The 20,517-nt window shown below is 75.0% G+C and carries 19 protein-coding genes and 1 pseudogene; 11 read left to right on the top strand and 9 right to left on the bottom strand.

Annotated features, from left to right (window positions below):
- Positions 1-13 precede the first annotated feature (13 nt).
- The gene (locus ACFRMQ_RS06810) at positions 14-1,156 is read left to right on the top strand and encodes a serine hydrolase domain-containing protein (RefSeq protein ID WP_380727715.1); all 1,143 of its coding nucleotides are present in this window, start codon (positions 14-16) and stop codon (positions 1,154-1,156) included.
- Positions 1,144-1,707: a hypothetical protein gene (locus tag ACFRMQ_RS06805; protein ID WP_380727713.1), complete on the top strand. Its 564-nt coding sequence runs from the start codon at positions 1,144-1,146 to the stop codon at positions 1,705-1,707. The genes ACFRMQ_RS06810 and ACFRMQ_RS06805 overlap by 13 nt, the downstream gene beginning before the upstream one ends.
- A 50-nt stretch (positions 1,708-1,757) precedes the next feature.
- Here ACFRMQ_RS06805 and ACFRMQ_RS06800 read toward each other — a convergent pair whose 3' ends face one another.
- The 4 genes from ACFRMQ_RS06800 to ACFRMQ_RS06785 form a co-directional block, all read right to left on the bottom strand.
- Positions 1,758-2,567: an alpha/beta fold hydrolase gene (locus ACFRMQ_RS06800; RefSeq protein WP_380727711.1), complete on the bottom strand. Its 810-nt coding sequence runs from the start codon at positions 2,565-2,567 to the stop codon at positions 1,758-1,760.
- 139 nt (positions 2,568-2,706) lie between these two features.
- Positions 2,707-4,215: a PQQ-binding-like beta-propeller repeat protein gene (locus tag ACFRMQ_RS06795; protein WP_380727709.1), complete on the bottom strand. Its 1,509-nt coding sequence runs from the start codon at positions 4,213-4,215 to the stop codon at positions 2,707-2,709.
- Positions 4,216-4,349: 134 nt separating this feature from the next.
- On the bottom strand, positions 4,350-5,885 hold the full coding sequence (locus ACFRMQ_RS06790) for a carotenoid oxygenase family protein (RefSeq protein WP_380727707.1): 1,536 nt from the start codon (positions 5,883-5,885) through the stop codon (positions 4,350-4,352).
- Positions 5,882-6,517: a TetR/AcrR family transcriptional regulator gene (locus ACFRMQ_RS06785; RefSeq protein WP_380727704.1), complete on the bottom strand. Its 636-nt coding sequence runs from the start codon at positions 6,515-6,517 to the stop codon at positions 5,882-5,884. Before ACFRMQ_RS06785 ends, ACFRMQ_RS06790 begins: the two co-directional genes overlap by 4 nt.
- Positions 6,518-6,651: 134 nt before the next feature.
- Between ACFRMQ_RS06785 and ACFRMQ_RS06780 the strand changes: the two genes are divergently transcribed.
- From ACFRMQ_RS06780 to ACFRMQ_RS06745, 8 genes are all read left to right on the top strand, one after another.
- The gene (locus ACFRMQ_RS06780; RefSeq protein ID WP_380727702.1) at positions 6,652-7,446 is read left to right on the top strand and encodes a hypothetical protein; all 795 of its coding nucleotides are present in this window, start codon (positions 6,652-6,654) and stop codon (positions 7,444-7,446) included.
- A gap of 224 nt (positions 7,447-7,670) precedes the next feature.
- Complete coding sequence (locus ACFRMQ_RS06775; RefSeq protein ID WP_380727700.1) at positions 7,671-8,360, top strand: alpha/beta hydrolase; 690 nt, start codon at positions 7,671-7,673, stop codon at positions 8,358-8,360.
- A 224-nt stretch (positions 8,361-8,584) separates the two neighbouring features.
- Positions 8,585-9,832 carry a serine hydrolase domain-containing protein gene (locus ACFRMQ_RS06770; RefSeq protein WP_380727698.1) on the top strand — a complete coding sequence of 416 codons (1,248 nt, stop codon included), beginning with the start codon at positions 8,585-8,587 and terminating at the stop codon, positions 9,830-9,832.
- A gap of 149 nt (positions 9,833-9,981) precedes the next feature.
- Positions 9,982-10,338 carry a DUF6204 family protein gene (locus ACFRMQ_RS06765; RefSeq protein WP_380727696.1) on the top strand — a complete coding sequence of 119 codons (357 nt, stop codon included), beginning with the start codon at positions 9,982-9,984 and terminating at the stop codon, positions 10,336-10,338.
- Between the two features lie 76 nt (positions 10,339-10,414).
- Entirely contained in the window at positions 10,415-10,933 is a 519-nt protein-coding gene (locus tag ACFRMQ_RS06760; protein ID WP_380727694.1) for a MarR family winged helix-turn-helix transcriptional regulator, read from the top strand.
- A 231-nt stretch (positions 10,934-11,164) separates the two neighbouring features.
- Positions 11,165-11,569 (top strand): sulfurtransferase TusA family protein, encoded by a 405-nt coding sequence (locus tag ACFRMQ_RS06755; protein WP_380727692.1) that lies wholly within the window; start codon positions 11,165-11,167, stop codon positions 11,567-11,569.
- Between the two features lie 59 nt (positions 11,570-11,628).
- The gene (locus tag ACFRMQ_RS06750; protein WP_380727690.1) at positions 11,629-12,558 is read left to right on the top strand and encodes a polysaccharide deacetylase family protein; all 930 of its coding nucleotides are present in this window, start codon (positions 11,629-11,631) and stop codon (positions 12,556-12,558) included.
- Positions 12,559-12,599: 41 nt separating this feature from the next.
- Positions 12,600-13,046, top strand: coding sequence for a hypothetical protein (locus tag ACFRMQ_RS06745; protein ID WP_380727688.1), 447 nt, complete (start codon positions 12,600-12,602; stop codon positions 13,044-13,046).
- A 335-nt stretch (positions 13,047-13,381) separates the two neighbouring features.
- On the opposite strand, the gene ACFRMQ_RS06740 is transcribed toward ACFRMQ_RS06745, so the two are convergent.
- The 4 genes from ACFRMQ_RS06740 to def form a co-directional block, all read right to left on the bottom strand.
- Positions 13,382-13,657, bottom strand: a complete 276-nt coding sequence (locus ACFRMQ_RS06740) for a hypothetical protein (RefSeq protein ID WP_380727686.1) — start codon at positions 13,655-13,657, stop codon at positions 13,382-13,384.
- Positions 13,658-14,085: 428 nt separating this feature from the next.
- Positions 14,086-15,519, bottom strand: coding sequence for an RsmB/NOP family class I SAM-dependent RNA methyltransferase (locus tag ACFRMQ_RS06735; protein ID WP_380727683.1), 1,434 nt, complete (start codon positions 15,517-15,519; stop codon positions 14,086-14,088).
- 128 nt (positions 15,520-15,647) lie between these two features.
- Complete coding sequence (gene fmt, locus ACFRMQ_RS06730) at positions 15,648-16,592, bottom strand: methionyl-tRNA formyltransferase (RefSeq protein WP_380727681.1); 945 nt, start codon at positions 16,590-16,592, stop codon at positions 15,648-15,650.
- An 82-nt stretch (positions 16,593-16,674) separates the two neighbouring features.
- Positions 16,675-17,220, bottom strand: coding sequence for a peptide deformylase (gene def / locus ACFRMQ_RS06725; protein ID WP_380727679.1), 546 nt, complete (start codon positions 17,218-17,220; stop codon positions 16,675-16,677).
- A 303-nt stretch (positions 17,221-17,523) separates the two neighbouring features.
- Between def and ACFRMQ_RS06720 the strand changes: the two are divergent.
- Positions 17,524-17,869, top strand: a pseudogene (locus ACFRMQ_RS06720) (hypothetical protein); the annotation flags it as partial.
- A 522-nt stretch (positions 17,870-18,391) separates the two neighbouring features.
- Here ACFRMQ_RS06720 and ACFRMQ_RS06715 read toward each other — a convergent pair.
- Positions 18,392-20,476, bottom strand: a complete 2,085-nt coding sequence (locus ACFRMQ_RS06715) for a primosomal protein N' (RefSeq protein ID WP_380727677.1) — start codon at positions 20,474-20,476, stop codon at positions 18,392-18,394.
- Positions 20,477-20,517: the final 41 nt, after the last annotated feature.

Here is a 20,517-nt window from a genome sequence, read left to right as displayed (position 1 = left end):
GGGGCACCACACCATGCAGCAGTTCCAGGGCTGGGCCGACGAACGCTTCGGTGCCGTCGCGGACGTCTTCGCCGCCAACTTCGCCGAGTTCCCCGAACTGGGCGCCGCCGTCACGGTGTTCGCCGGTGGCCGGAAGGTGGTCGAGCTGTGGGGCGGCACGGCCGACGAGCGCACCGGGCGGGCCTGGACGCGGGACACCCTGGTGCCGGTGTTCTCCTGTGCCAAGGGCGCGGTGAGCATCTCCGCGCACCTGCTGGCCCAGCGGGGCCGGCTCGACCTGGACGCCCCGGTCGCCCGGTACTGGCCGGAGTTCGCCCGGAACGGCAAGCAGGCGATCACCACCCGGATGGTCCTCGGCCACCGCGCCGGCATCCCGGCCCTGGACGCGGTGCTCCCCTTCGAGGAGGTCGCCGCCTGGGATCCGGTGATCCGTGCGATCGAGGCGCAGCGGCCGCTGTGGGAGCCGGGCACGACGTACGAGTACCACGGCCATGTGCTCGGCTTCGCGGTCGGCGAGGTGATCCGCCGGATCACCGGGCTGACCCCGGGCGCGTTCCTGCGCGAGGAGATCGCCGAGCCGCTCGGCCTGCCGCTCTGGATCGGCCTTCCGGAGAGTGAACTGCCGCTGCTGGCCCGGCTGGTGGAGGCTGACGGGCGCCGTCCGATGCCCGGTCCGGAGCACCTGCTCACCCGGATCGTCACCATGAACGGCGCGCTGGCCTTCCCCGGTCTGGACGTGCCGCACGGCTGGAACGACCCGGACCTGCACGCGATCGAGCTGCCCGGCGCGGGCGCCGTCGCCTCGGCCACCGGTCTGGCGGGGGTCTACGCGGCGGCGGTCACCGGGCTGGACGGATCGCCCCGCCTGCTCTCCCCCGACACCGTCACCGACGCGGTGCGTGAAGTCTCCTCCGGCGCGGGCTTCCTGGGCTTCGACATGGGCGCCCGCTGGGGCTCCGGCCTGCTGCTCGACTCCCCCGCCTTCCGCCCGCTGCTCGGCGCGCGCAGCTTCGGCAACGACGGCGCGGGCGGCCAGTTCGCCTTCGGTGACGACGAGTTCGGCGTCGGCTTCGGCTACGTCGCCAACCGGATGATCGGCCACGGCGACGCCCGGGCGAACCGGCTGATCGAGGCGGTGCGGGCGTGCCTGGGCTGACGGGCTTCCTCCCCCTCGTCACGGCGCTGGCCACCACCGGCGGCCTCGGCGAGCTGCGCTACGGCGCCTCGCTGCCCGAACTCGCCGCCCGCTACGGCGAGCCCTGGGACGGCGGGCGCGTCCACAAGCAGTCCCCCTGGCCGCACGCCTTCGGCTGGGGCGACGTGCGGACGGTGTTCTGCCGCTGCCGCCGGCTCCACTCGCTCTCCCTGCCCGTCTGGCACGGTGAACTCGACCTCCCCCGGCCTGACGGCGAGCCGGTGACGCTCGATTCCCGGGTCACCGAGGCCGAGTTGATGGCCGCGCTGATCGCCACCGGCCACGACTGGCGGACGGTGGCGTACGAGAACCTCCCGGGCCAGCGGACCCTGGAGTTCTCACCGGCCGAGGAGGTGCGGGTCGGGCTGGTGCTCGTCGACCGCGACGGTTACGACCAGCCGCCGTTGCCGGAGTGGATGCTGCACAAGGCGGTGCTGTGGGGCTACGAGCACGTCGACTGCCCCGAGCCGGAGTCGCCGGCCGACGACGGCTGGGGCGCGGCCGAACTCTGAAGCGGCGGCGGGCCGTTCCGCCTCCGTGCGGAGCGGCCCGGCCGGAGGGGTCACGCCAGCGCCCTCGGTAGCACCACCCGTACCCACTCCTCCGGCTGCGACAGGTGCGGCGCGTGCCCGGCGCCCTCGTACAGGTGGCGTTCCGCCACCGGGAGGGTGAGGTCGATCAGGTCCAGCACCTCGCCGAACATGGGCGCGCTGTCGTCGCTCTGGGTGAGCAGGGCCGGTTCGCCGAACCCTGACAGCCCGGTGAGGTCGAGGTCGAGGGCGTCCGGGTCGCGCAGCTCGTCCAGGTAGGTGGGCGCGTTGCGGATGTAGGCGTGCCGGACCGGCGCGGGCAGCTGTTCCCAGGCGCCCGGGCCGAAGGCGAGGCTGTCCACGTACAGTTCGGCGGCCGCGGCGGACTCGGCCTGCTCCAGCAGCTCCCGGACCGCGGTGATCCGGTCCGCGAAGTCGGTGCCGATCGGGCGCAGCTCCGGGTCGGCGAGCAGGATGCCGGTGCCCGGCGGCTCGTGCACGGCGATCCCCCGCAGCAGGTCGGGCCGGGCGGCGGAGAGCCGGAGCGTCACCAGCCCGCCGTAGGAGTCGCCGTAGACGAAGGCGGGCGCGAGACCAAGCCCCTGGATCAGCCCGGCCAGGTCGGCCGCGTCCTCGTACACCGATCCCTGGGTGAGCGGGTCCTCGCTGCGGCTGTGCCCCCGGCGGTCGTAGGCGACCGCGGTGGTGGACTCCGCCAGGCCCGGCAGCACCCGCGCCCAGGAGTCCGCGTCGCTCCAGGAACCGTGCACCAGGACGACGCCGGGGCCCTCGCCGTGGGCCTCGTAGTGCAGCGCCACCCCGTTCACCCTGATCTCGGCCATCACGAGTCTCCCGGTCTCGGCGATACTCCCCCACCAGCCTGACACAACCACCCGGAAGGCTCAGATCCTCCGCCGGGTCCGCCGCCGGGCTTGCCGCCGGGTCCGCCGCCGGGCTCGCCCGGGGCTCCTCACCCGCCGCTCAGCTCATCACCCGCACCGGCGGCTCGTCCCGCGTCCCGTCCTCCGCGACCACCGTGAACCGCTCCGAGCCCGACACCGACAGGTCCACCGGATAGAGCGACGCGGTGTCGTTGACGTCCAGCACGGCGCTCTGCCGCCCGGTCGCCGCCTCCACCTTGGTCACCCGGTCCCGGGTCATCGCCCACACCGAGCCGCCGTCCACCGCCAGGCCGGTCACCTGGTCGTCCAGCCCCGCCGTCCACCGCTTGCCGCCGTCCGCGAGCGAGTACGCCAGCAGCCGGCCGGTGGCGGTCCGGCTCGGGTGCTTGCCGCCGCTGATGCCGACGTCGCCCGGCTTCTCCCCCGGCACGATGAACAGGTCGCCCACGACCACCCCGCCGAACAGCGGCCGGGCGTTGAACTCGTCGAAGGCGTGCAGCCCGCCGAGCATCACGTCCAGGTCGTACTCGTCCCCGGCGACCGGTATCGCCGCGCGCTGCCGGCCGCCCCGGTCGTAGCTGAGCACCGCGTGGGTGCCGCGCTCGGCCTGGGCGTCGACCCAGACCGCGAGCGGGTCCACGGACACCACCGCGAGGTTCCGCAGCCCGCCGGCGGGCAGGTCGATCCGCCGCAGCTCCCGCCCGTCGGAGGGCGCCAGCGAGCGCAGCACGGGCGCCGCGTCACCGCACTGGGCGACCGTGACGGCGTCCCCGGGGCCGCCCGCGACCTGCAAGGGGGCGCACCCGGGGTCGGCCGTGCTGCGCCAGGCGTCCCGGCCGTCCGCCAGCCGTACCGCGTGCCAGCCGGTCCGCTCCTGGAGGAGGGCCTGCTGCCCGGCCACGGCGACCACGTCCGGGGTGGCGTCGTCCCCGTCCCGGGCCGGCGCGTCGACGGTGGCGGTCCAGCCCTCCGTGCCGTCGGCGAGGTCGAGCGCGGTGACGGCGGCGCACGGCTTGTCGTGCGGCGAGTGGCCGATCAGTCCGACGACGCCGCCCCGGGCCGGGCCGCCGGGCCCGGTCCCCCGGCTCATCGCGCAGACCGAGTCCTCGCCGGGCGGGGTCCAGCGCCAGAGGACGGCCCCGGTGGAGCCGCGGTACGCCACCACCAGGTCCGGTCGGACCCGCACCACCAGGTCCCCGCTGGTCCAGCTGCCCACGGCGCGGATCGTGGACGGCCGGTCCGGCGCCGCCTTCCAGGAGTCGTTGAGGCCGTCCCCGGCGAAGCCGACGAAGACCGCGAGCCCCAGCAGCCCCCCGAGGGCGACCGAGGGGAGACCGGCCCTGGGGTGGATCAGCGCCCAGACGAAGCCCGCGCCGCAGGGCATCAGCCCGAGGATGCTGATGATCCCCATGTATGCGAGGCTGTCGCCACCGAACCCGTTCGCCGGGCCGAACAGCACCGCCAGCCCCATGCTCGCGAACATCGCTCCCAGCACTCCGCCGGAGACCACCATCCAGGTCTCCTTGCCCCAGGCGAGCCTGGCGCTCCACCTCGCCCGGACGACACTGTCCTCGGGCCACACGGCCATGCCGGTCTCTCCCCTGCGACGCGTCGCCCACCGCGTCGGGGCGACGATCATCGGATCGTCGCAGAGCGAGCCATGATCCGGAACAAAGAGCAGGGAAAACCCCGGCCATGGCCTGGTCCCCGGCCCCCGGCCCCTCAGTTCCAGCCGGTGTCCCCGCCCGCGCCCCGGCGCGTGCCCCCGCTCGCGCCCCGGCCCGGCTCGCCGCCCGGCACCCAGTTCCCGTGCAGGCCCAGCGGCACCCGCACCGGCAGGTGGACGCGGGCGACGGGCTCGCCGGTGAAGTCCTGGGCGGCGAGGATCACCAGGTCCGTCGCGCCCCGGGCGGGGTCGAAGACGTACGCCATCAGGTACCCGTCGTCCTCCGCCGTCGGCGACTCGGCGGGGACGAACACCGCCTCGCCCACCGCGCCGTCGCGCCCGAACTCATGGGCCTCGACGGTGCCCCGCTCCAGGTCGTGCTTGAGCAGGGCGTTGCTGAAGCCCTCCCCGGGGCGGTCGTCATCGGGGCCGGCGGGCGGCGCGTAGAGCTCGACGGCGGCGGCGTAGCCGTAACGGTAGGGGCGTCCGGTGTGGCGCGGGTTGACACGCGGGAACTCCTGGACCCGGTCGTCCAGCCGCTCCTCCCGCACCGTTCCGGCCGCCAGGTCGAGCGTCCAGCGGTCGAGGGTGGGCCGGCTCGCGCCGATGTCGCGCAGGTCCATGCCCGGCGGGTGCCGCACGACGTCGACGACCAGGCGGTCCGCCGTCCGCTCGTACGCGTTGAGGGTGTGCCCGACCAGGTGCGGCGTGAGCTCGAACCACCGCACCGGGCCGCCCTCGCGCGGCATCACCCCGACCCGGGCGGTCCGCCGGTCGTCCCAGGTGAAGGGCACGCCGGTGGCCAGGTGCGCCGCGCTGAACACCACCTGGGTGTCGTACAGCAGCACGAACCGCTCGGTGAGCGCGAAGTCGTGCATGTAGGGGTTCCCGGGCACGTCGATCAGGGTGCTGCGGCGCACGGTGCCGGTGGCGTCCATCACGATGTGCTGGACCTGCTCCGATCCGTACCGGAACGCCAGCGAGTGCAGTTCCCCGGTGTGCGGGTCGAGGATCGAGTGGGCGTTGGCGCTGTACCCCTCCGGCGTGGCACCCAGCTCGCACGGCCCCAGCGTGTCCAGCTCGTAGCCGAGCTCGTACGGGCGGATGCCGCCCTCGATCAGCGCGTAGGTGCGCCCGGCGAGGCCCGCGACCTGCACGTTCGGGGAGATGTCCAGCCGTTCGTCGACGGGGGTGCCGCGCCGGGGCTCGCCGAGGTGGTCGGCGACGGCGCCGGAGCGGACCCAGCGGTTGCGGTACCACTCGGCGCGTCCGTCCCGGATGCGGACGCCGTGCACCATGCCTGCGCCGAGGGTCCACAGGTGCGCGGCCGGGTCCTCGATGCCCAGCGGGTTGGGGCCGTTGCGCAGGTAGCGGCCGTCGAGGTGGGCCGGGACACGGCCGGTGACGGGCAGGTCGTGGACGGTGACCTCCTCGGTCACCGGGGCGAAGTTCCCGGACAGGTAGCGGTTGCGGCGGGTGGTGCCGGGCGCCCTCGTGGCGCTCGTGGTGCCGGTTCCCGTGGTGCTCGTGGTGCTCATAGTGCTCGCGGTGCGGGTGCCCGTGGTGCCAGTGCTCGTGCTGCGGGTGCTCATGGTGCGGGCCTCTCGTCGGGTGATGGGGTGCCGCTGCCGAACGCCCGCCCCAGTGCGGCCATCAGCACCTCGTAACGCGCCCCGGCCTCGGTCGGCGCGAAGTGGCCGGCCAGCTCCAGGCTCACCGCGCCGTGGGTGGCCGCCCAGAAGAGCTTGGAGACCTCGTGGGCGTCGCCGGGCCGGAAGACCCCGGCCGCCATGCAGGCGTCCACGGCGGCGACCGAGGCGTCGAACGCGCCGTCCGCCACCGCCAACGCCTCGGCGCTGGGCCGGAATCCGGGCACCGGCTGCTCGAACATCACGCGGTAGTAGGCGGGTTCGGTGATCGCACGCTCCCGGTAGGCCCGGCCGAGTTCGGTCAGATGGGCCAACGGGTCGTCTCCGAGCGGGACTTGCTCCTGCGCCCGGCGCAACCGTGCGAATCCCTCGCGGTACAGCGCGTCGAGCAGCCCCTCCTTCCCGCCGAACATCGTGTACAGCACCTTGGTCGAGGAGCCGATCTCGGCGGCGATCCGGCGCACGGTCAGCCCGGCGGGGCCTTCGGCGACGAGGAGGGAGATGGCGCGGTCGAGGATCACGGCGCGGACGGCGTCCTGGCCGATCCGCTGCGCGTCCTGGTAGGGCGAGCTCATGGGTAACAACGTAACCGATGGGAAACAGTGTTACCAGCCTTTGGCCGCAACAGTGTTCGGATCCGGCCCGGCCCGGTCCGACCGTCCTGACGTCTGATTAGAATGGCGCGCTCCACAGCCGAGGGGAGTCAGCAATGAGTGGTCTCACCCGCTGCGACGAGGTCGCGGCCGAGGCGGGCCTGGGGGAACGGCGCCGGGTCTACCGGACGACCCGCCGGATCGGCGACGGGATGGCCAAGTGGGTCCTGGGACTACCCTCCCTGCTCATCTTCGCCGCCTCCGGCTGGACCTGGTGGGGCGCCGCCCTCGCGGTCGCCACCCTGGCCGCGGGCATCTGGGCCTACAAGACGGTGCCGCCGCGCACCGGGCTGGTCGCCGTGGCACGCTACGGGGGCGGACTCGTCCTCCACCACGCCGGCGGCGACTTCACCGCCCTGCCGTGGGACGCCATCGAGAGCCACGAGTACATCCCCTCCCGGACGGACGTCCGGGGCAACCTGATGATCGAACGCTTCGCCCGCGTCCTCATCCTGCCGCGCGGGCGCGAAACCCCCTACGTGGTCACGAAACTGGCCGGCCGTTACGAGCCGGGCCTGGCGGAGGCCATCCGGGCCGGCCTGATGCCGCGCCACACCCGGCAGTTGCGCGAACGGTTCGAGGAGGAGGGGCACGTCCTGTTCGGACGGGCGCTCGCCGTGGTGCCCGAGGGCCTCGTCATCAGCCCCGGCGACCTCCACCACAGCGAGACGGTGCCGTGGAGCGTTCTCGCGGAGGTCACCGCCGAGGGCGAGCGCGAGCTCCGGATCACGACGCGCACCGAACCGGAGCGGGGCGGACGGCAGGTCGCCCTCCTCATCCCCGACGCGGACGTCGTCGCGGCCTTCATCCTGGAGACCCGGGCCGAGTTCCCGCCGGAACGGGCCGACTGACCGGGCGATCCACTCCTCCCGGCGGGCATGACGGCGGGCACCCGGACCTCGTCGTTCCGCGCCCGCCGGGCGAATGTCATGTGCTGTGCGGCCGGATCTCCGGCCGGGCCCCGCGGCCCCGGCAGCGCACCACCAACCGGCGCGGGAGGCGTAGGAACCCACCGGAACCGCAGGAACCCACCGAAACCGTAGAATCCGCCGGTACGCACCAGGAGGGATTTCGCGTGTTCCGAGCGCAGCGTCCGCGCACCGCAGAGCTGACCCCGTGGCAGGGCGAGGGACCGGTCACCGGCGTCGCCCTGCTGCTGCCGGGCGGATTCATCCGCAGCCGGCGCGCACCCCTGAAGGCCGCCGAGCTGGGATTGCGGGACCTGGCCGCCGAGCTCACCGAGCGCGGCGGGCCGCACGGCCTCGCGGTGCACCTGTTGCGCTACCGCCACGGCGGCTGGAACGGCGCCGACGCCGACACCGCCGTCGACACCCGCTGGGCGCTCGACGAACTCGCCCGGCGCCACCCGGGCGCACCCGTCGTGCTGATCGGGAACTCGCTGGGCGGGCGGGCCGCGTTCTGGTGCGCCGGGCACCCGTCGGTGGTAGGGGTGGCCGGGATCGCCCCCTGGCTGCCGAGCGGCGACGCGGTCGAGCAGTTGGCCGGGCGCCGGGTGCTGATCGTCCACGGCACCGCGGACCACAGTTCGGCCGGCGCCGTCCACTCCCTGGAGTACGCGCTGCGCGCCCGGCGGATCGTCCCGGACCTCGCGCGCTACGAGGCTCCCGGCGGCAACCACTACCTGATCCGCGAGGCCCGCGACATCAGTGCGCTGACCACCGCCTTCACCCTCGCCGCCGTGGGCGCCGAGCCCGCCGCGCTGGCGGCGGGGGCGGTCTGCAGCCGGCTCCCGGCCCGGGCGTAGCCCGGCCTTCCCCTCCGCCCCGCCGCCCCGCCGCCCCGCCGCCCCTGCCGATCGACAGGGGCGGCCAGGTGGTGTTCGCGCGGGTTCCTGCCGATCGGCGCGCGCAGGAAGGGGGCCCGGCGGCCGCTCCGGCTCCGGCCGAACGGAACTGATTGATCGTCAGTTTCGTGTATCTCCAGTGCGGGCGTCCCGCCCCGCACCCGTCCCACGGCATCGGAGAGCACATGGCCGCCACCAAGCCCGTCGGCACACCCCCCGTCAGAGTCACCCGCAAGCCCATCGCCCTCGCCCTCGGCCTCGCCGCCCTGCTCCTCGCGGTCTCGCCCGCCTCGCCCGCTCTCGCCGCCCCGGCGCCGCACGCCAGTGGCCAGGCACCGCCCACCGGTCCCGATCCGGCGGCCCTCAATGCCGCGATCGCCGCCCGGCCGGGCGACCCGACGGCGGGCGTGATCGCCCGGGTGACGGTCGAGGGCCGGGTGTGGCGCGGCAGCGACGGTGATCCGGTGAGCGGACGGCCGGTGGATCCGAACGCCTCGTTCCGGATCGGCAGCATCAACAAGACCTTCGTCGCCGCGGTGCTGCTCCAGCTCGCCGCCGAGCAGCGGATCTCCCTGGACGGCACGGTCCAGCAGTACCTGCCCGGCACGCTGCCCGCGACGTTCACGCTGCCCATCACCGTCCGCCGGCTCCTCGACCACACCAGCGGGCTTCCGCAGGCCGACGAGGGGCCGAAGACCACCGACCACGACGAGCTGATCGCCCTCCGGTTCGACAGGGAGACACTCGACCAGACCGTCCAACGGACGCTCCACCCGGACGACAAGCGCATCGTCCTCCCGGCCTTCGACCCCGGCGCCGAACAGGAGTACAACAACTTCAACTACCGGCTGGCCGGCCGGATCATCGAGCAGGTGACGGGGCACACGATCAGGCAGGAGGTGACGGCCCGCATCCTGAAGCCACTCGGCCTGCGGCACACCGAGGTGACGGAGGGCAGGCCCACGATGCCCGAGCCGCACCTGGCCGGCTACTTCCCCGACAACGCCGGCGACCTGGTCGACGTCTCCGAGCAGGGCGGCAACTCGGAGTCGATGGTCTCCACCCCGGCCGACCTCGACCGCTTCCTGCGCGCCCTGCTCGGCGGCGAACTCCTGCCGCCCCAGCAACTGCACGACCTGCTCACCCTGCCTCGGGACGCCTCCGGCCGGCTTCTGCCGGTCCGCGGCGCCGACGAGTGCCGGTTCGGCCCGGACAAGGGGCTGGCCTGCTACAGCGCCGGGCTGCTGGCCATCCCCCTCCAGGACGGGACGGTGCTCTGGGGCAAGACCGGGCACGACCTCGGGTACGCCGACGGATTCTTCACCACGACGGACCTGAGCCGGCGCCTGGTCTACTCGATCGGCACCGGCGAGGGCGCTCCGACACCGGCGCTCCGCCTCGCCACCACCCTCTTCGGCCCGTTCGCCCCCTGACCCCGACCAACCCCGACCAACCCGCTCGCCCACCCACCCCCGGCGCACCCCGTTCCACGCTCCCGCCCGGCCACCGGATTCGGGCCACCACCCCTCGGCGCCGGATATCGAGCTGGCGGCCGACGGCCCGCACTGCCTATCGTCGGGGGATGACCACTCGAACCTTCCGCATCATGGTGCGTGGCGTCTTCGACGGCCTCACCGACCAACAGCACGCCGAACTGCTCGCCGCCGCCCCCGAGCACGACGTGCTGCGCGCCGCCTTCACCCGCGAGGGCCACCTCAGCTACGACCTGTCCGCGCGGGCCGCCTTCACCTTCCGCTTCCTCGACGAGGGCGAGGCCGAGGAGGACATCCTGGAGGCCACCGAGCGGGCCGAGCAGTCGGCACGGGACTGGCTGAGCGAACGCGGCTACGGCCACAAGAACCTCCGCTCCCAGGCCGAGGACCTCTCCCAGGCGCCCCTCGGCAAGCGGCAGCGCCGCGCCGCCAACACCGCCCACTGACCCGACCCCTCCCCCCCTCCGCCACCTCCTTGACGGCTCTCCGTCGAGATATACTTGAGCAGTCAAGGAGGTGGCAATGACAAACCACTCGGAACCGCCGCAGCACCCTGAGCCGACCGAACCGGCTCAGCCCACCAGGGGCACGGGCCCCGATCCGCTGGAAGCCGCCCTGCGACTGGTCCGCGCCCAGGCGGCCCTGGTCAAGCGCTTCGACGCGGGCCTCAGCGGCCTGCACGGCGTCAGCCTGGCCGACTTCACCATGCTGCTCCACCTCTCCCAGGCCCCCGGCGGCCGGATGCGGCGGGTCGACCTCGCCGAAGCCCTCGGGCTCACCGCCTCCGGTGTGACCCGCGGCCTCGCCCCGCTGGAGCGGATCGGCCTGGTCTCCCGCGAGGCCGCCGCCCGCGACGCCCGGGTCACCTACGCCGCGCTCACCCCGACCGGCCGGGACCGGCTCGCCGAGATGCTGTACACCGCCCGCAAGGTCGCCGCCGAGCACTTCGCGGCCGACCAGTGGAGCCCCGAGGACCTCGGCCGGCTCTCCGCGCTGCTCACCCGCCTCGGCGGCACCGCCCCCGGCCCGCACCTTGGCTGAGCCGCGCGCCCCGGCCTGCCCCGCACCCCCACATCCGGCGCACGACCCGGGGCGGACCCGGCCCACGCCGGGTCCACCCCGCGTCCGCACCAGGGCCCACGCCGGAGCCACACCCGTCCCGCACCTCGCACGCACCCCACCGCACCCGCCGCGCGCCCACGCCCTAGGCTGAACCCGCCCCACCCGCAGCACCCACCACCCCCGCACCACCCACCCGCGAAGGGCGGCACCATGACCGACACCCCCGGCACCGGGCCCGGCCGAGAACGCGCCCTCGCCGAGGCCCAACACGCACACTGGCAGCAGACCTACACCGCGAACCCCGGGATGTACGGCGATCGGCCGTCCGCCCCCGACCTCACCGTCGACGGCACCGGACTGCTCTGCGTCCAGCTCCTGCTCCGGCTGCGCGCCCGGATCGCACACCTTCCGGCCGGCGCGGTGGTCCACATCCACTCCACCGACCCGGCCGCCCCCCTGGACCTGCCCGCCTGGTGCCACCTGACCGGCCACGAGTACCTCGGCCCGGTCCCGTACGAGGCCACCGACCGCGAGGTGTACGCCCTGCGCCTCACCTCCGCCCCGGTCCGAACCCGCCCCGACCGCCCCTGGCACCCGGCCCCCGAGGCCGACTGACCGGCCGCCGCTCCGGAAATCCCCGCGCACCGGCCCGGGGCGCGGGGCACACTGACCTCGTGCCCGCAGCCGACGCCACACTCCCGATCCCGACCGGAACCGCCAACCACCTCCTCGGCCACCCGCCCGACGCCCGCCTCCTGCTGCTCAACTGCGACGACCTCGGCCTGGACGAATCCGTCAACCTCGCCGTGATCGACGCCGTCCGCAACGGCATCGCCGCCTCCTGCAGCCTGATGACCCCGTGCGCCGCCGCCCCGCACGCGCTGCGGCTGCTGCGCCGGCACCCGGAGGTGCCCTTCGGCGTCCACCTCACACTGGTCTGCGAGTCCCCGGACCGCCGCTGGGGCCCGCTCACCGCCCGCGACCGGGTGCCCTCCCTCCTGGACGCCGACGGCGACTTGTTCGCCCCCACCCCGGCCGGCCGCGCCCAGCTGCTCACCCAGGCCCGACTCGACGACGTGGAACGCGAGTTCCGCGCCCAGATCGACACGGTGGCGGCAGCCGGCCTCACCCCGACCCACCTCGACTTCCACTGTCTGGCCGACGGCGGCCGCGAGGACGTCCTCGACCTCACCCTCGCTCTCGGCGCCGAGTACGGCCTGGCGGTCCGGGTCTGGCTGCCGCCCGCCCTGGCCCGGATGCGCGAGCGCGGACTGCCGGTGGTGGACCACGGCTTCCTCGACAGCTTCACCGTCCCGGTGGACGACAAGCCCGCCCACTACGCCCGGCTGCTCGCCGCCCTCCCGCCGGGCCTCACCGAGTGGGCCCTGCACCCGAGCCTGGCCGGCCCGAACCCTCGCGACCCGCAGGACGGGTGGCGCGTCCGGCGCACCGACCACGCCTTCCTCGTCTCCCCCGAGGCTCCCCGCCTCCTCACCGAGCACGGCATCACCGTCCTCGGCTACCGCACGCTCCAGGAAGCCTGGCGACGGGCCCGAGGACCACTCGTCGACCGAACCGGCGGGCCGCCCGGTGTGCCACGATGATGAGGTACGAACGTCCCAGCGCCACACGGAGGTTGACCACCGTGGACCCGATCATCAGCTGCCGCTGGCAGGACCGGAACGGCGAGTGGGCCCTGGCCGTCGGCCACAACGGCGCCGGCTGGGAACTGCTCGCCTCGGCGCCCGCCTGGTCGGAGTCGTTCTCCTTCGCGAACCCGGACGAGGTCCGCCGGCTCGCCCAAGCCCTGCTGGACCTGCCCGCCGAGCCCGAACCGTACGAGTTCGAATGGCAGCTCTCCCGCACCGAACCCGCCCCCGCCAAGGGCGAGTTGACCCACTTCGCGACCTTCGCCGTCGGCCTCGACCCCACCGACGGCCACCGCCCCTACCTCGCCTACCAGTCCTACTACGACCTGGGCCGGGTGACCGGACGCGGCCTGGAGGTGATCTGCGAGGACCCGCCGGTCGACCACCTCCGCGCCCAGGCCCACGCCTTCCTCACCACCTTCCCGACCCCCGACCACCCGTAGCCCCGGCCGCACACCCCCGCGCCCGCTCACACCACCCACCGCCCACCGCCCGGCAAGCCGCCGAACACGCCCGCGAGGAACTCCCTCACCAGGCGAGCCCGTCCGTCCTCCGCGAGCCGGGCCAAGCGGTGCACGATCGTCAACACCTCAGGTGTCGAACCGAGCCTTGCCACCGCTCCCGGCACCGCCCGTCGAAGCCGCGGCACCCGGATCCGGAGGTCGATCGCCTCCGCCTGCGCGGCGGCGGCATCGGCCGGGGACAGTTCACACTCCACCACCCGCCGGATCGCGGGCAGCCCGAGCCCGAGCTCCCGCAGGGCCCGCCGCCACGGGCATCACCCACGGGGCCCGGGCCGGCGCTCCTCCTCCCGCCCCGAGCGCCGCGGCGTCCGCCAGGCGGCGAACAGGACGCCCGCCGCCCCGATGACCGCCTGGAGCGCCCCCGCTCCGGCGGTCAGGCAGATCAGGGCGCACACCGCCAGGATCGACATCAGGGCGACCAGGTCGAGCCCGCGGCCGTCCAGCGCGGTCCGGCGGCCCGCCCGCGGCACCGGCACGGCGGCCGACGAGCCGGGGCCGTCGTCCTGCGAGCGCTGAATCTCCGATGACACCGGGTGCCTCCCACGGCCGGGAGGGGCAGTCGCCGGGAGACGTCTCCACACAACGGAACAGCCGCATCGCGCCGCATGTCTCGTGGGGTCGCTTCCCCGGCCCGCCGCACGACGCGACGAAGCCTGCCCCCCAAAGATCATGCAGCCGAGCGGCTACACGCCCCTCATGGAAGCCCACGCCTGACGCACTGTCAACCCTGCGCGGGAGCACCGAATCCCGTCCCCCACCCGGGAGCACCGACTCCCGTCCCCCACCCGGACGGCGCCCCGGCCGGGGCGAGGTCCGGACGGCCTCGGGCCGTACGCCGCGGCGATGCCGGACGCATCCCGCCCGTCCCGCCGCACTCGCGGCCACAGCCGCACGCGTGGGCCGCACGCCTCCCCGCCCGGGCGGAAACCCCGGCCGAGGAGGCGCCGTCACCACGGCCTCAGGCAGTGCGGCGCAGCAGCGCCAGGTACATCGCGTCCGTCCCGTGCAGGTGCGGCCACAGCTGCACGTCCGGCCCGTCGCCGAGCGCCGGGACGCCGGACAGCAGCGGGCGGGCGTCGATCCACTCGACCCGGCCGCCCTCGCCGCGCAGCACGTCGTCCACGACGGCCCGGGTCTCCGCGAGGTGCGGCGAGCAGGTCGCGTAGCCGACCACGCCGCCGACCCGGGTGGCCTCGATCGCCGAGCGCAGCAGGTCCCGCTGGAGCGGGCCGAAGGCCGCGACGTCGGCCGGCCGGCGGCGCCAGCGCGCCTCCGGGCGGCGGCGCAGCGCGCCGAGGCCGGAGCACGGCACGTCGACCAGCACCCGGTCGAAGCCCCCGGAGCGCCAGGCCGGGTGCGTCCCGTCCGCCGCGATCACGGTGTACGGGCCGGGGTTTCCGTCCAGCGCCCGGGCCACCAGTCGGGCCCGGTGGGGCTGCTTCTCGCTCGCGACCAGGGCCGCCCCGCGCTCGGCGGCCAGCGCGCCGAGCAGCGCGGCCTTGCCGCCGGGGCCGGCGCAGCCGTCCAGCCAGAGCCGGTCGGGGCCGTCCAGCGGCGCCGAGGCCAGCGCCAGCGCGACCAGCTGGCTGCCCTCGTCCTGCACGCCCGCCCGGTTCTCCTGCACGGCGGCCACCGAGCCGGGGTCGCCGCCCTCGGCGAGCCGCAGCGCGAACGGGGACCACCGGCCCGGCTGGGCCTCGGGCAGCGCCTCGGCCAGCTCGTCGACGGTGGCCCGGCCGGGGCGGGCGACCAGGGTGACCTCGGGCCGCTCGTTGTCGGCCCGCAGCAGTTCCTCGACCGCGGTGCGCCCGGCGGCGTCCGGCTGCCAGCGGCCGAGCGAGTCCCAGAGCGCGGAGACCACCCAGCGCGGGTGGGAGTGCACGACCGCCAGGTGGTCCTCGGCGTCCTTGTCGTACGGCGGGGCGACCTGCTCGACCCAGGTGTCCAGGTCGTGGGCGCTGATCCGGCGCAGCACGGCGTTGACGAACTTCGCCTTGCCGTCGCCGAGCACCACCCGGGCCAGCTCGACGGTCGCCGAGACGGCCGCGTGGGTGGGGATGCGGGTGGTGAGCAGTTGGTGGGCGCCGAGCGAGAGCACGTCCAGCACCGGCGGGTCGACCTTGCCGAGCGGCCGGTCGATGCAGGCGGCGATGATCGCGTCGTAGGTGCCCTGCAGGCGCAGGGTGCCGTAGACCAGTTCGGTGGCGAGGGCGGCGTCGCGCCGGTCCATGCCCTTCTGCTCGGCTTCCCGGAGCAGCGAGGGCAGGATCAGGTTGGCGTAGGCGTCGCGCTCGTCGACGGCCCGCAGGGCGCGGAAGGCGACGATCCGGGCCGGGTCCTTCTTCGGGCGGCGGTGCGGGCGGGGGGCGCGCTTGGCGCTGGGGGTGGTCACAGGTGCCTCAAGGTGCTGCGGTGGTTATGAACAGGTACTGCGGTGGTTGTCAACGAACTCGAACGAAGAACTCGAACACGTACGGCAGACGAACGATCTCAATCGAACAGTAACGCCGAACGAGGGCGTCAGCCCCCGGTCCCGAAGCGCTCCCCCGCCTCCAGCCGCGCGCCCCGGGCCCAGTCGGCGGCCCGCATCTCCTTCTTCCCCTGCGGACGCACCTCCCCCAGCTCGACGTCGTGGCTGCCGGTGCCGACCCGGACGCTGTTCTTGCCGGCCATCGCGACCTCGCCCGGCGCCAGCTCGGCGGAGCCCGGCAGCAGCTTGACCGGGCCGGTGACCTTCAGCCGCTCGCCCCGGAACTCCGTCCAGGCCCCGGGCGCGGGCGCGCAGCCGCGCACCACCCGGTCGATCCGCAGCGCGGGGTGGCTCCAGTCGATCCGCGCGTCCTCGACGGTGATCTTCGGCGCGAGCGTGATGCCCTCGGCCGGCTGCGGCACGGCGTTCAGGGAGCCGTCCGCGATGCCGTCCATGGTGGCGGCCAGCAGCCGCGCGCCGGAGACGGACAGCCGGGTGAGCAGCTCGCCGCTGGTGTCGCTCGGGCGGATCTCCTCGGTGACCACGCCGAACACCGGGCCGGAGTCCAGGCCCCGCTCGATCAGGAAGGTGGACGCGCCGGTGACCTCGTCACCGGCCAGCACCGCGTGCTGGACCGGGGCCGCGCCGCGCCAGGCCGGCAGCAGCGAGAAGTGCAGGTTGACCCAGCCGTGCTTGGGGATCTCCAGGGTGCCGGGGCGCAGCAGCGCGCCGTAGGCGACCACCGGGCAGCAGTCGGGAGCGAGTTCGGTGAGCCGGGCGACGAAGTCCGGGTCGCTGGGCTTCGCCGGCTTGAGGACCTCGATCCCGGCCTCCTCGGCGCGCTGGGCGACGGGGCTGGCGACCAGCTTGCGCCCCCGCCCGGCCGGAGCGTCGGGGCGGGTGACCACGGCGACGACCTCGTGCCGGTCCGAGGCGAGCAGGGCGTCCAGGGCGGGAACGGCGACCTCGGGGGTGCCGGCGAAGACGAGACGCATCAAGGGCCTTTCTGCAAACGGGAATTCAGCGGAGAACGCAAAGACAGCGAGGACGGCGAGGACGACAGGAACGGCGACGGGCTCAGCGGGCGGAGCCGAAGGTGCTGTGCGGCGAGACCTTGACCACCGGGGCCGGCCCGTTGCCCCAGTCCGCCTCCCGGATCGCCTTCAGCGCGGCCTTGCGCTGCTCGCGGTCGAGCCGGTCGATGAAGATGATGCCGTCCAGGTGGTCGGTCTCGTGCTGGATGCAGCGGGCGAGCAGCTGGGTGCCTTCCACCGTCACCGGATCGCCGTACATGTTGAAGCCCTTGGCCACCACGCCGTACGCGCGCCTGGTGTCGTAGCGCAGCCCGGGCAGCGAGAGGCAGCCCTCGGGGCCCTCCTGCTCCTCCTCGGTCAGCGACAGGTCCGGGTTGATCAGGTGCCCGGTGACGCCGTCCACGTGGTACGTGAACACCCTTAGGGAGACACCGAGTTGGGGTGCCGCGAGACCGGCGCCGGGGGCGTCCAGCATGGTCTCGGTGAGGTCGCCGACCAGTTTGCGCAGTTCCTTGTCGAAGGTGGTCACCGGCTGGGCGGTGGACCGCAGGACGGGGTCTCCGAAGAGACGGATCGGCTGGATCGCCACGGGATGCGGACTCCTGTCCGTAGGGGCGCGGGCTGCGGTCGGCTGCTGGTTCACCGGCCAGTCTATGCAACCCGCCCGGGACGGCCCGCCCGGCCGCCCGCGGAGGCCGCCCGCGGAGGCCGCCCGCACACCCCCGCCGGAGCCCGCGCGGAGCCCGGATCGACGGTCCGCGCATCCCGACTGTGCCGAGCCGCGTTACCCCTGGCCCGATTCGGCGTTGGTCAAGAGAGATTGACCGGGGCCGGGCGCACGCACCACCGCGTCCCGGCCGAGCTGAACCGTACGGAAGGTGGCACGTAGGCCATGGCCGAGCAGATCAACCACGACGCCCGGGCGCGGGCGAGCCTGCACCTGCTGGTGCGGGACATCGAGCGGGTGAGGCGGCAGGTCGACGCGCTGCGGACGCTCACCGCTCAACTGGGCAACGTCTACCGTCCGCGCCGACCGAGCACCTCGGCCGGTTTCGTGGTGTACGGACGGGCGCCGGCGCCGACCGTGCGCCTGGCGCAGGAGCTGCGGGAGAGCGTGGAGACGCTGGTGGCGGCGGCGGTCGAGTTCGACCGGGCGCTGGGTTTCTCCTGGGACTCGGTGGGCTCCGCCCTCGGGGTCACCAAGCAGGCCGTGCACCGGCGCTACGGCATGCGCCGCCCGACCAGCGAGCTCCTCGCCGCGAGCGGTGCCGTCCCGAGCCAGGGCCGACCGGACCGCGCCGAGGAACTGCCCGCCGGCGCCGAGCGCACCGGCCTGGCCGCGACCGTTCCGGCGGCCCGCCAGGGCGGCCTGGACCGCGGCAGCCTCGACCGCGGCCCGATCGACCGTCCCGCGATGGACCGCCCCACGATCGACCGCACTCCGATCGACCGCGGCAGCCTCGACCGCACCCCGATCGACCGCACCCCGATGGACCGCCCCACGATCGACCGGACCCCGATCGACCGAGGCCCGATGGACCGCCCCACGATCGACCGCGGCACCCCCGTCGACCGCCCCCAGCCGGACCGACCCGGCATCCCGCTGCGCGGCTGACCGAGCCGCCCGCGGCCGGGCCCTCCGGGGCGGGGTGGCCCACTCACCCCGCCCCGCCGGGCACGGCCCCGGGCCCGACCGGGCCTCCGGAACCGAACCCCGCCGAGCCCGTCCGGACCACCACCCCGGAACCCCCGCCGTCCCCTCAGCCGATGTCCGTCGGATCCACCCGCACCCGCACCGGCTCCGCCGTCCGCAGCGCGATCCTCGCGATCTGCGCCGCCTTGAGCGCCGCCGCCAGCGCGGACCCCTGCCCGGGCGCCACCCGCAGCAGCGCGCGCTCCTGCTCCTCCCCCCGCAGCGTCGGCACCGGCACCGGCCCGAGCACGTCCGCCCCCTCCGGCAGCCGGATCAGGTTGAGCAGGTCCGCCACCGCCGACGGGCTCCCGCTCACCGAGGCCATCCGGGAGACCGGCGGGAAGTGCAGCTGCGCCCGCTCGTCCCGTTCCAGCCCGGCGTGTCCCAGCGGGTCCCAGCGGACCAGCGCCTGCACCGGACGGGCCGAGGGCTCGGCGACCACGACGACCGTCCCGCCCTCCGTCGAGGGCCGCACCAGCGCGGCCGCCGCGAGCCAGAGCCGCAGCGCCTCCTCCCCCGCCCGCAGGTCGGGCCGGCTCAGCAGCGCCCAGCCGTCCAGCAGCAGGGCGGCCCCGTATCCGCCGCCGCCCTCGACCACCGGCTCCGCGCCCGGGGTGGAGATCACCAGCGAGGGCTCGTCCGGCACGGTGGTCAGCACCGAGTCCCGGCCGGAGGTCCGAACCGGGAGCCGGGGGAACGCCTTGCCCAGCTCCTCCGCCGTCCGCCGGGCGCCGACCACCTGGGCCCGCAGCCGGAAGGACCCGCACTCGGGGCAGTGCCAGTCGTTCTCCGCCTCCCCGCACCAGCCGCAGCACAGCGAGGCGTCCGCCGAGGGCGCCTCCAGCGGCCCCTCACAGCGCCGGCAGCGCGCCGGGGTCCGGCAGCGCCCGCAGGCCAGCCGGGGCACGTAGCCGCGCCGGGGCACCTGGATGAGCACCGGGTGCCCGGCCGCCAGCGCCTCCCGGGCTGCCTCCCAGGCCACCGAGGGCAGCCGGGCGGCCTGGGCCGCGGCGTCCCGGTGCTGGTCCTGATCGGTGACGGTGCGCACCCTCGGCGCGGTGCGCCGCACCGTCTCCCGGTCCGCGACCAGCGGGCGCGCCCAGCCGGTGCTGACCAGCTGCGCGCCCTCCACCGTCACCGCGTGCCCGCCGAGCAGCACCGCGGCCCCCTCCTCGGCGGCGCGCAGCAGCGCCACCTCCCGCACGTGCGGGTGCGGGGCGCGCGGGTCGCTGTGGCTGCCGTCCCCGTCCGACCAGACGACGACCAGCCCGAGGTCGCGTACGGGCGCGAACATGGTGGCCCTCGTCCCGACCACGGCGCGCACCGAGCCCCGGCTCACCGCGAGCCAGCGCCGGTAGCGCTCGCGCGGGCCGAGGTCGGCCTCCAGCGCCACGTGCGCCCCGGGGCCGAGCAGTTCGGTCAGCGCCTGGTCCACCCGGGCCACCGAGCGCCCCTCCGGGACCACGACCAGCGCCCCGCGCCCGCCCGCCAGCGTGGCCGCCACCGCCCGCGCGATCTCGTACGGCCAGCCGGGCCCGGGCAGCGCGGCCCAGACGGCGCGCGGCGAGCCGCCCGAGGCCAGGGCGGTGAGGAAGTCGGGCCCGGCCGGGTAGCGCTGCCAGCCGCCGGGGGCCGGAGCCGCCGGGGGCGCCGACGGCGGCGGCGAGGGTTCGGCCTCGGCCTTGGCGTGCCGGGGCGGGACGGCCAGCTGGAGCACGTCGGCCAGCGTCCCGGCGTACCGGTCGGCGACGGTGCGGCACAGCCGCAGCAGCTGGGGGGTGAGCACCGGCTCGGGCGAGAGCACCTGGGCCAGCGGGGCGAGCGGACCGGCGAAGTCGCTCTTCTCCAGCCGGGCGACGATGAACCCGTCGTGCAGTTCTCCGCCCTCGCGCTGGCCCTTCACCACCCGCGCCCCGAACCGCACCCGGACCCGGACACCGGGCTGGGCCTCCTCGGCCATCGCGGCCGGCACCGCGTAGTCGAAGAACTTGTCGATGGTGAGCACGCCCTTGTCCACCACGACCCGGGCCACGGGCAGGTGCTCGGCCCGTTTGGCCCCGTGCCAGGTGCGCGGCTTGGCCCGCTTGACCGTCTCCCGGATGAACGCCAGCTGCTCCGGCTCGGCGGCCCCGTTCTCCCCTGTGCTGCTCATCGCCACCAAGTACTACCAGGTCACACCGACAATGCACGAAG

The organism is Kitasatospora sp. NPDC056783, assembly GCF_042789895.1.
Taxonomy (GTDB): Bacteria; Actinomycetota; Actinomycetes; order Streptomycetales; family Streptomycetaceae; genus Kitasatospora.
This window is presented reverse-complemented; position numbering and strand designations above follow the sequence as displayed.

Coding starts and splice junctions, on each gene's coding strand:
- ACFRMQ_RS06790 (WP_380727707.1), bottom strand. CDS start 5,885: ATGAGCACCCGCAGCACGAGCACTGGCACCACGGGCACCCGCACCGCG.
- ACFRMQ_RS06785 (WP_380727704.1), bottom strand. CDS start 6,517: ATGAGCTCGCCCTACCAGGACGCGCAGCGGATCGGCCAGGACGCCGTC.
- ACFRMQ_RS06755 (WP_380727692.1), top strand. CDS start 11,165: ATGACCGACACCCCCGGCACCGGGCCCGGCCGAGAACGCGCCCTCGCC.
- ACFRMQ_RS06770 (WP_380727698.1), top strand. CDS start 8,585: ATGGCCGCCACCAAGCCCGTCGGCACACCCCCCGTCAGAGTCACCCGC.
- ACFRMQ_RS06715 (WP_380727677.1), bottom strand. CDS start 20,476: ATGAGCAGCACAGGGGAGAACGGGGCCGCCGAGCCGGAGCAGCTGGCG.
- ACFRMQ_RS06760 (WP_380727694.1), top strand. CDS start 10,415: ATGACAAACCACTCGGAACCGCCGCAGCACCCTGAGCCGACCGAACCG.
- ACFRMQ_RS06795 (WP_380727709.1), bottom strand. CDS start 4,215: ATGGCCGTGTGGCCCGAGGACAGTGTCGTCCGGGCGAGGTGGAGCGCC.
- ACFRMQ_RS06800 (WP_380727711.1), bottom strand. CDS start 2,567: ATGGCCGAGATCAGGGTGAACGGGGTGGCGCTGCACTACGAGGCCCAC.
- ACFRMQ_RS06765 (WP_380727696.1), top strand. CDS start 9,982: ATGACCACTCGAACCTTCCGCATCATGGTGCGTGGCGTCTTCGACGGC.
- fmt (WP_380727681.1), bottom strand. CDS start 16,592: ATGCGTCTCGTCTTCGCCGGCACCCCCGAGGTCGCCGTTCCCGCCCTG.
- ACFRMQ_RS06780 (WP_380727702.1), top strand. CDS start 6,652: ATGAGTGGTCTCACCCGCTGCGACGAGGTCGCGGCCGAGGCGGGCCTG.
- ACFRMQ_RS06810 (WP_380727715.1), top strand. CDS start 14: ATGCAGCAGTTCCAGGGCTGGGCCGACGAACGCTTCGGTGCCGTCGCG.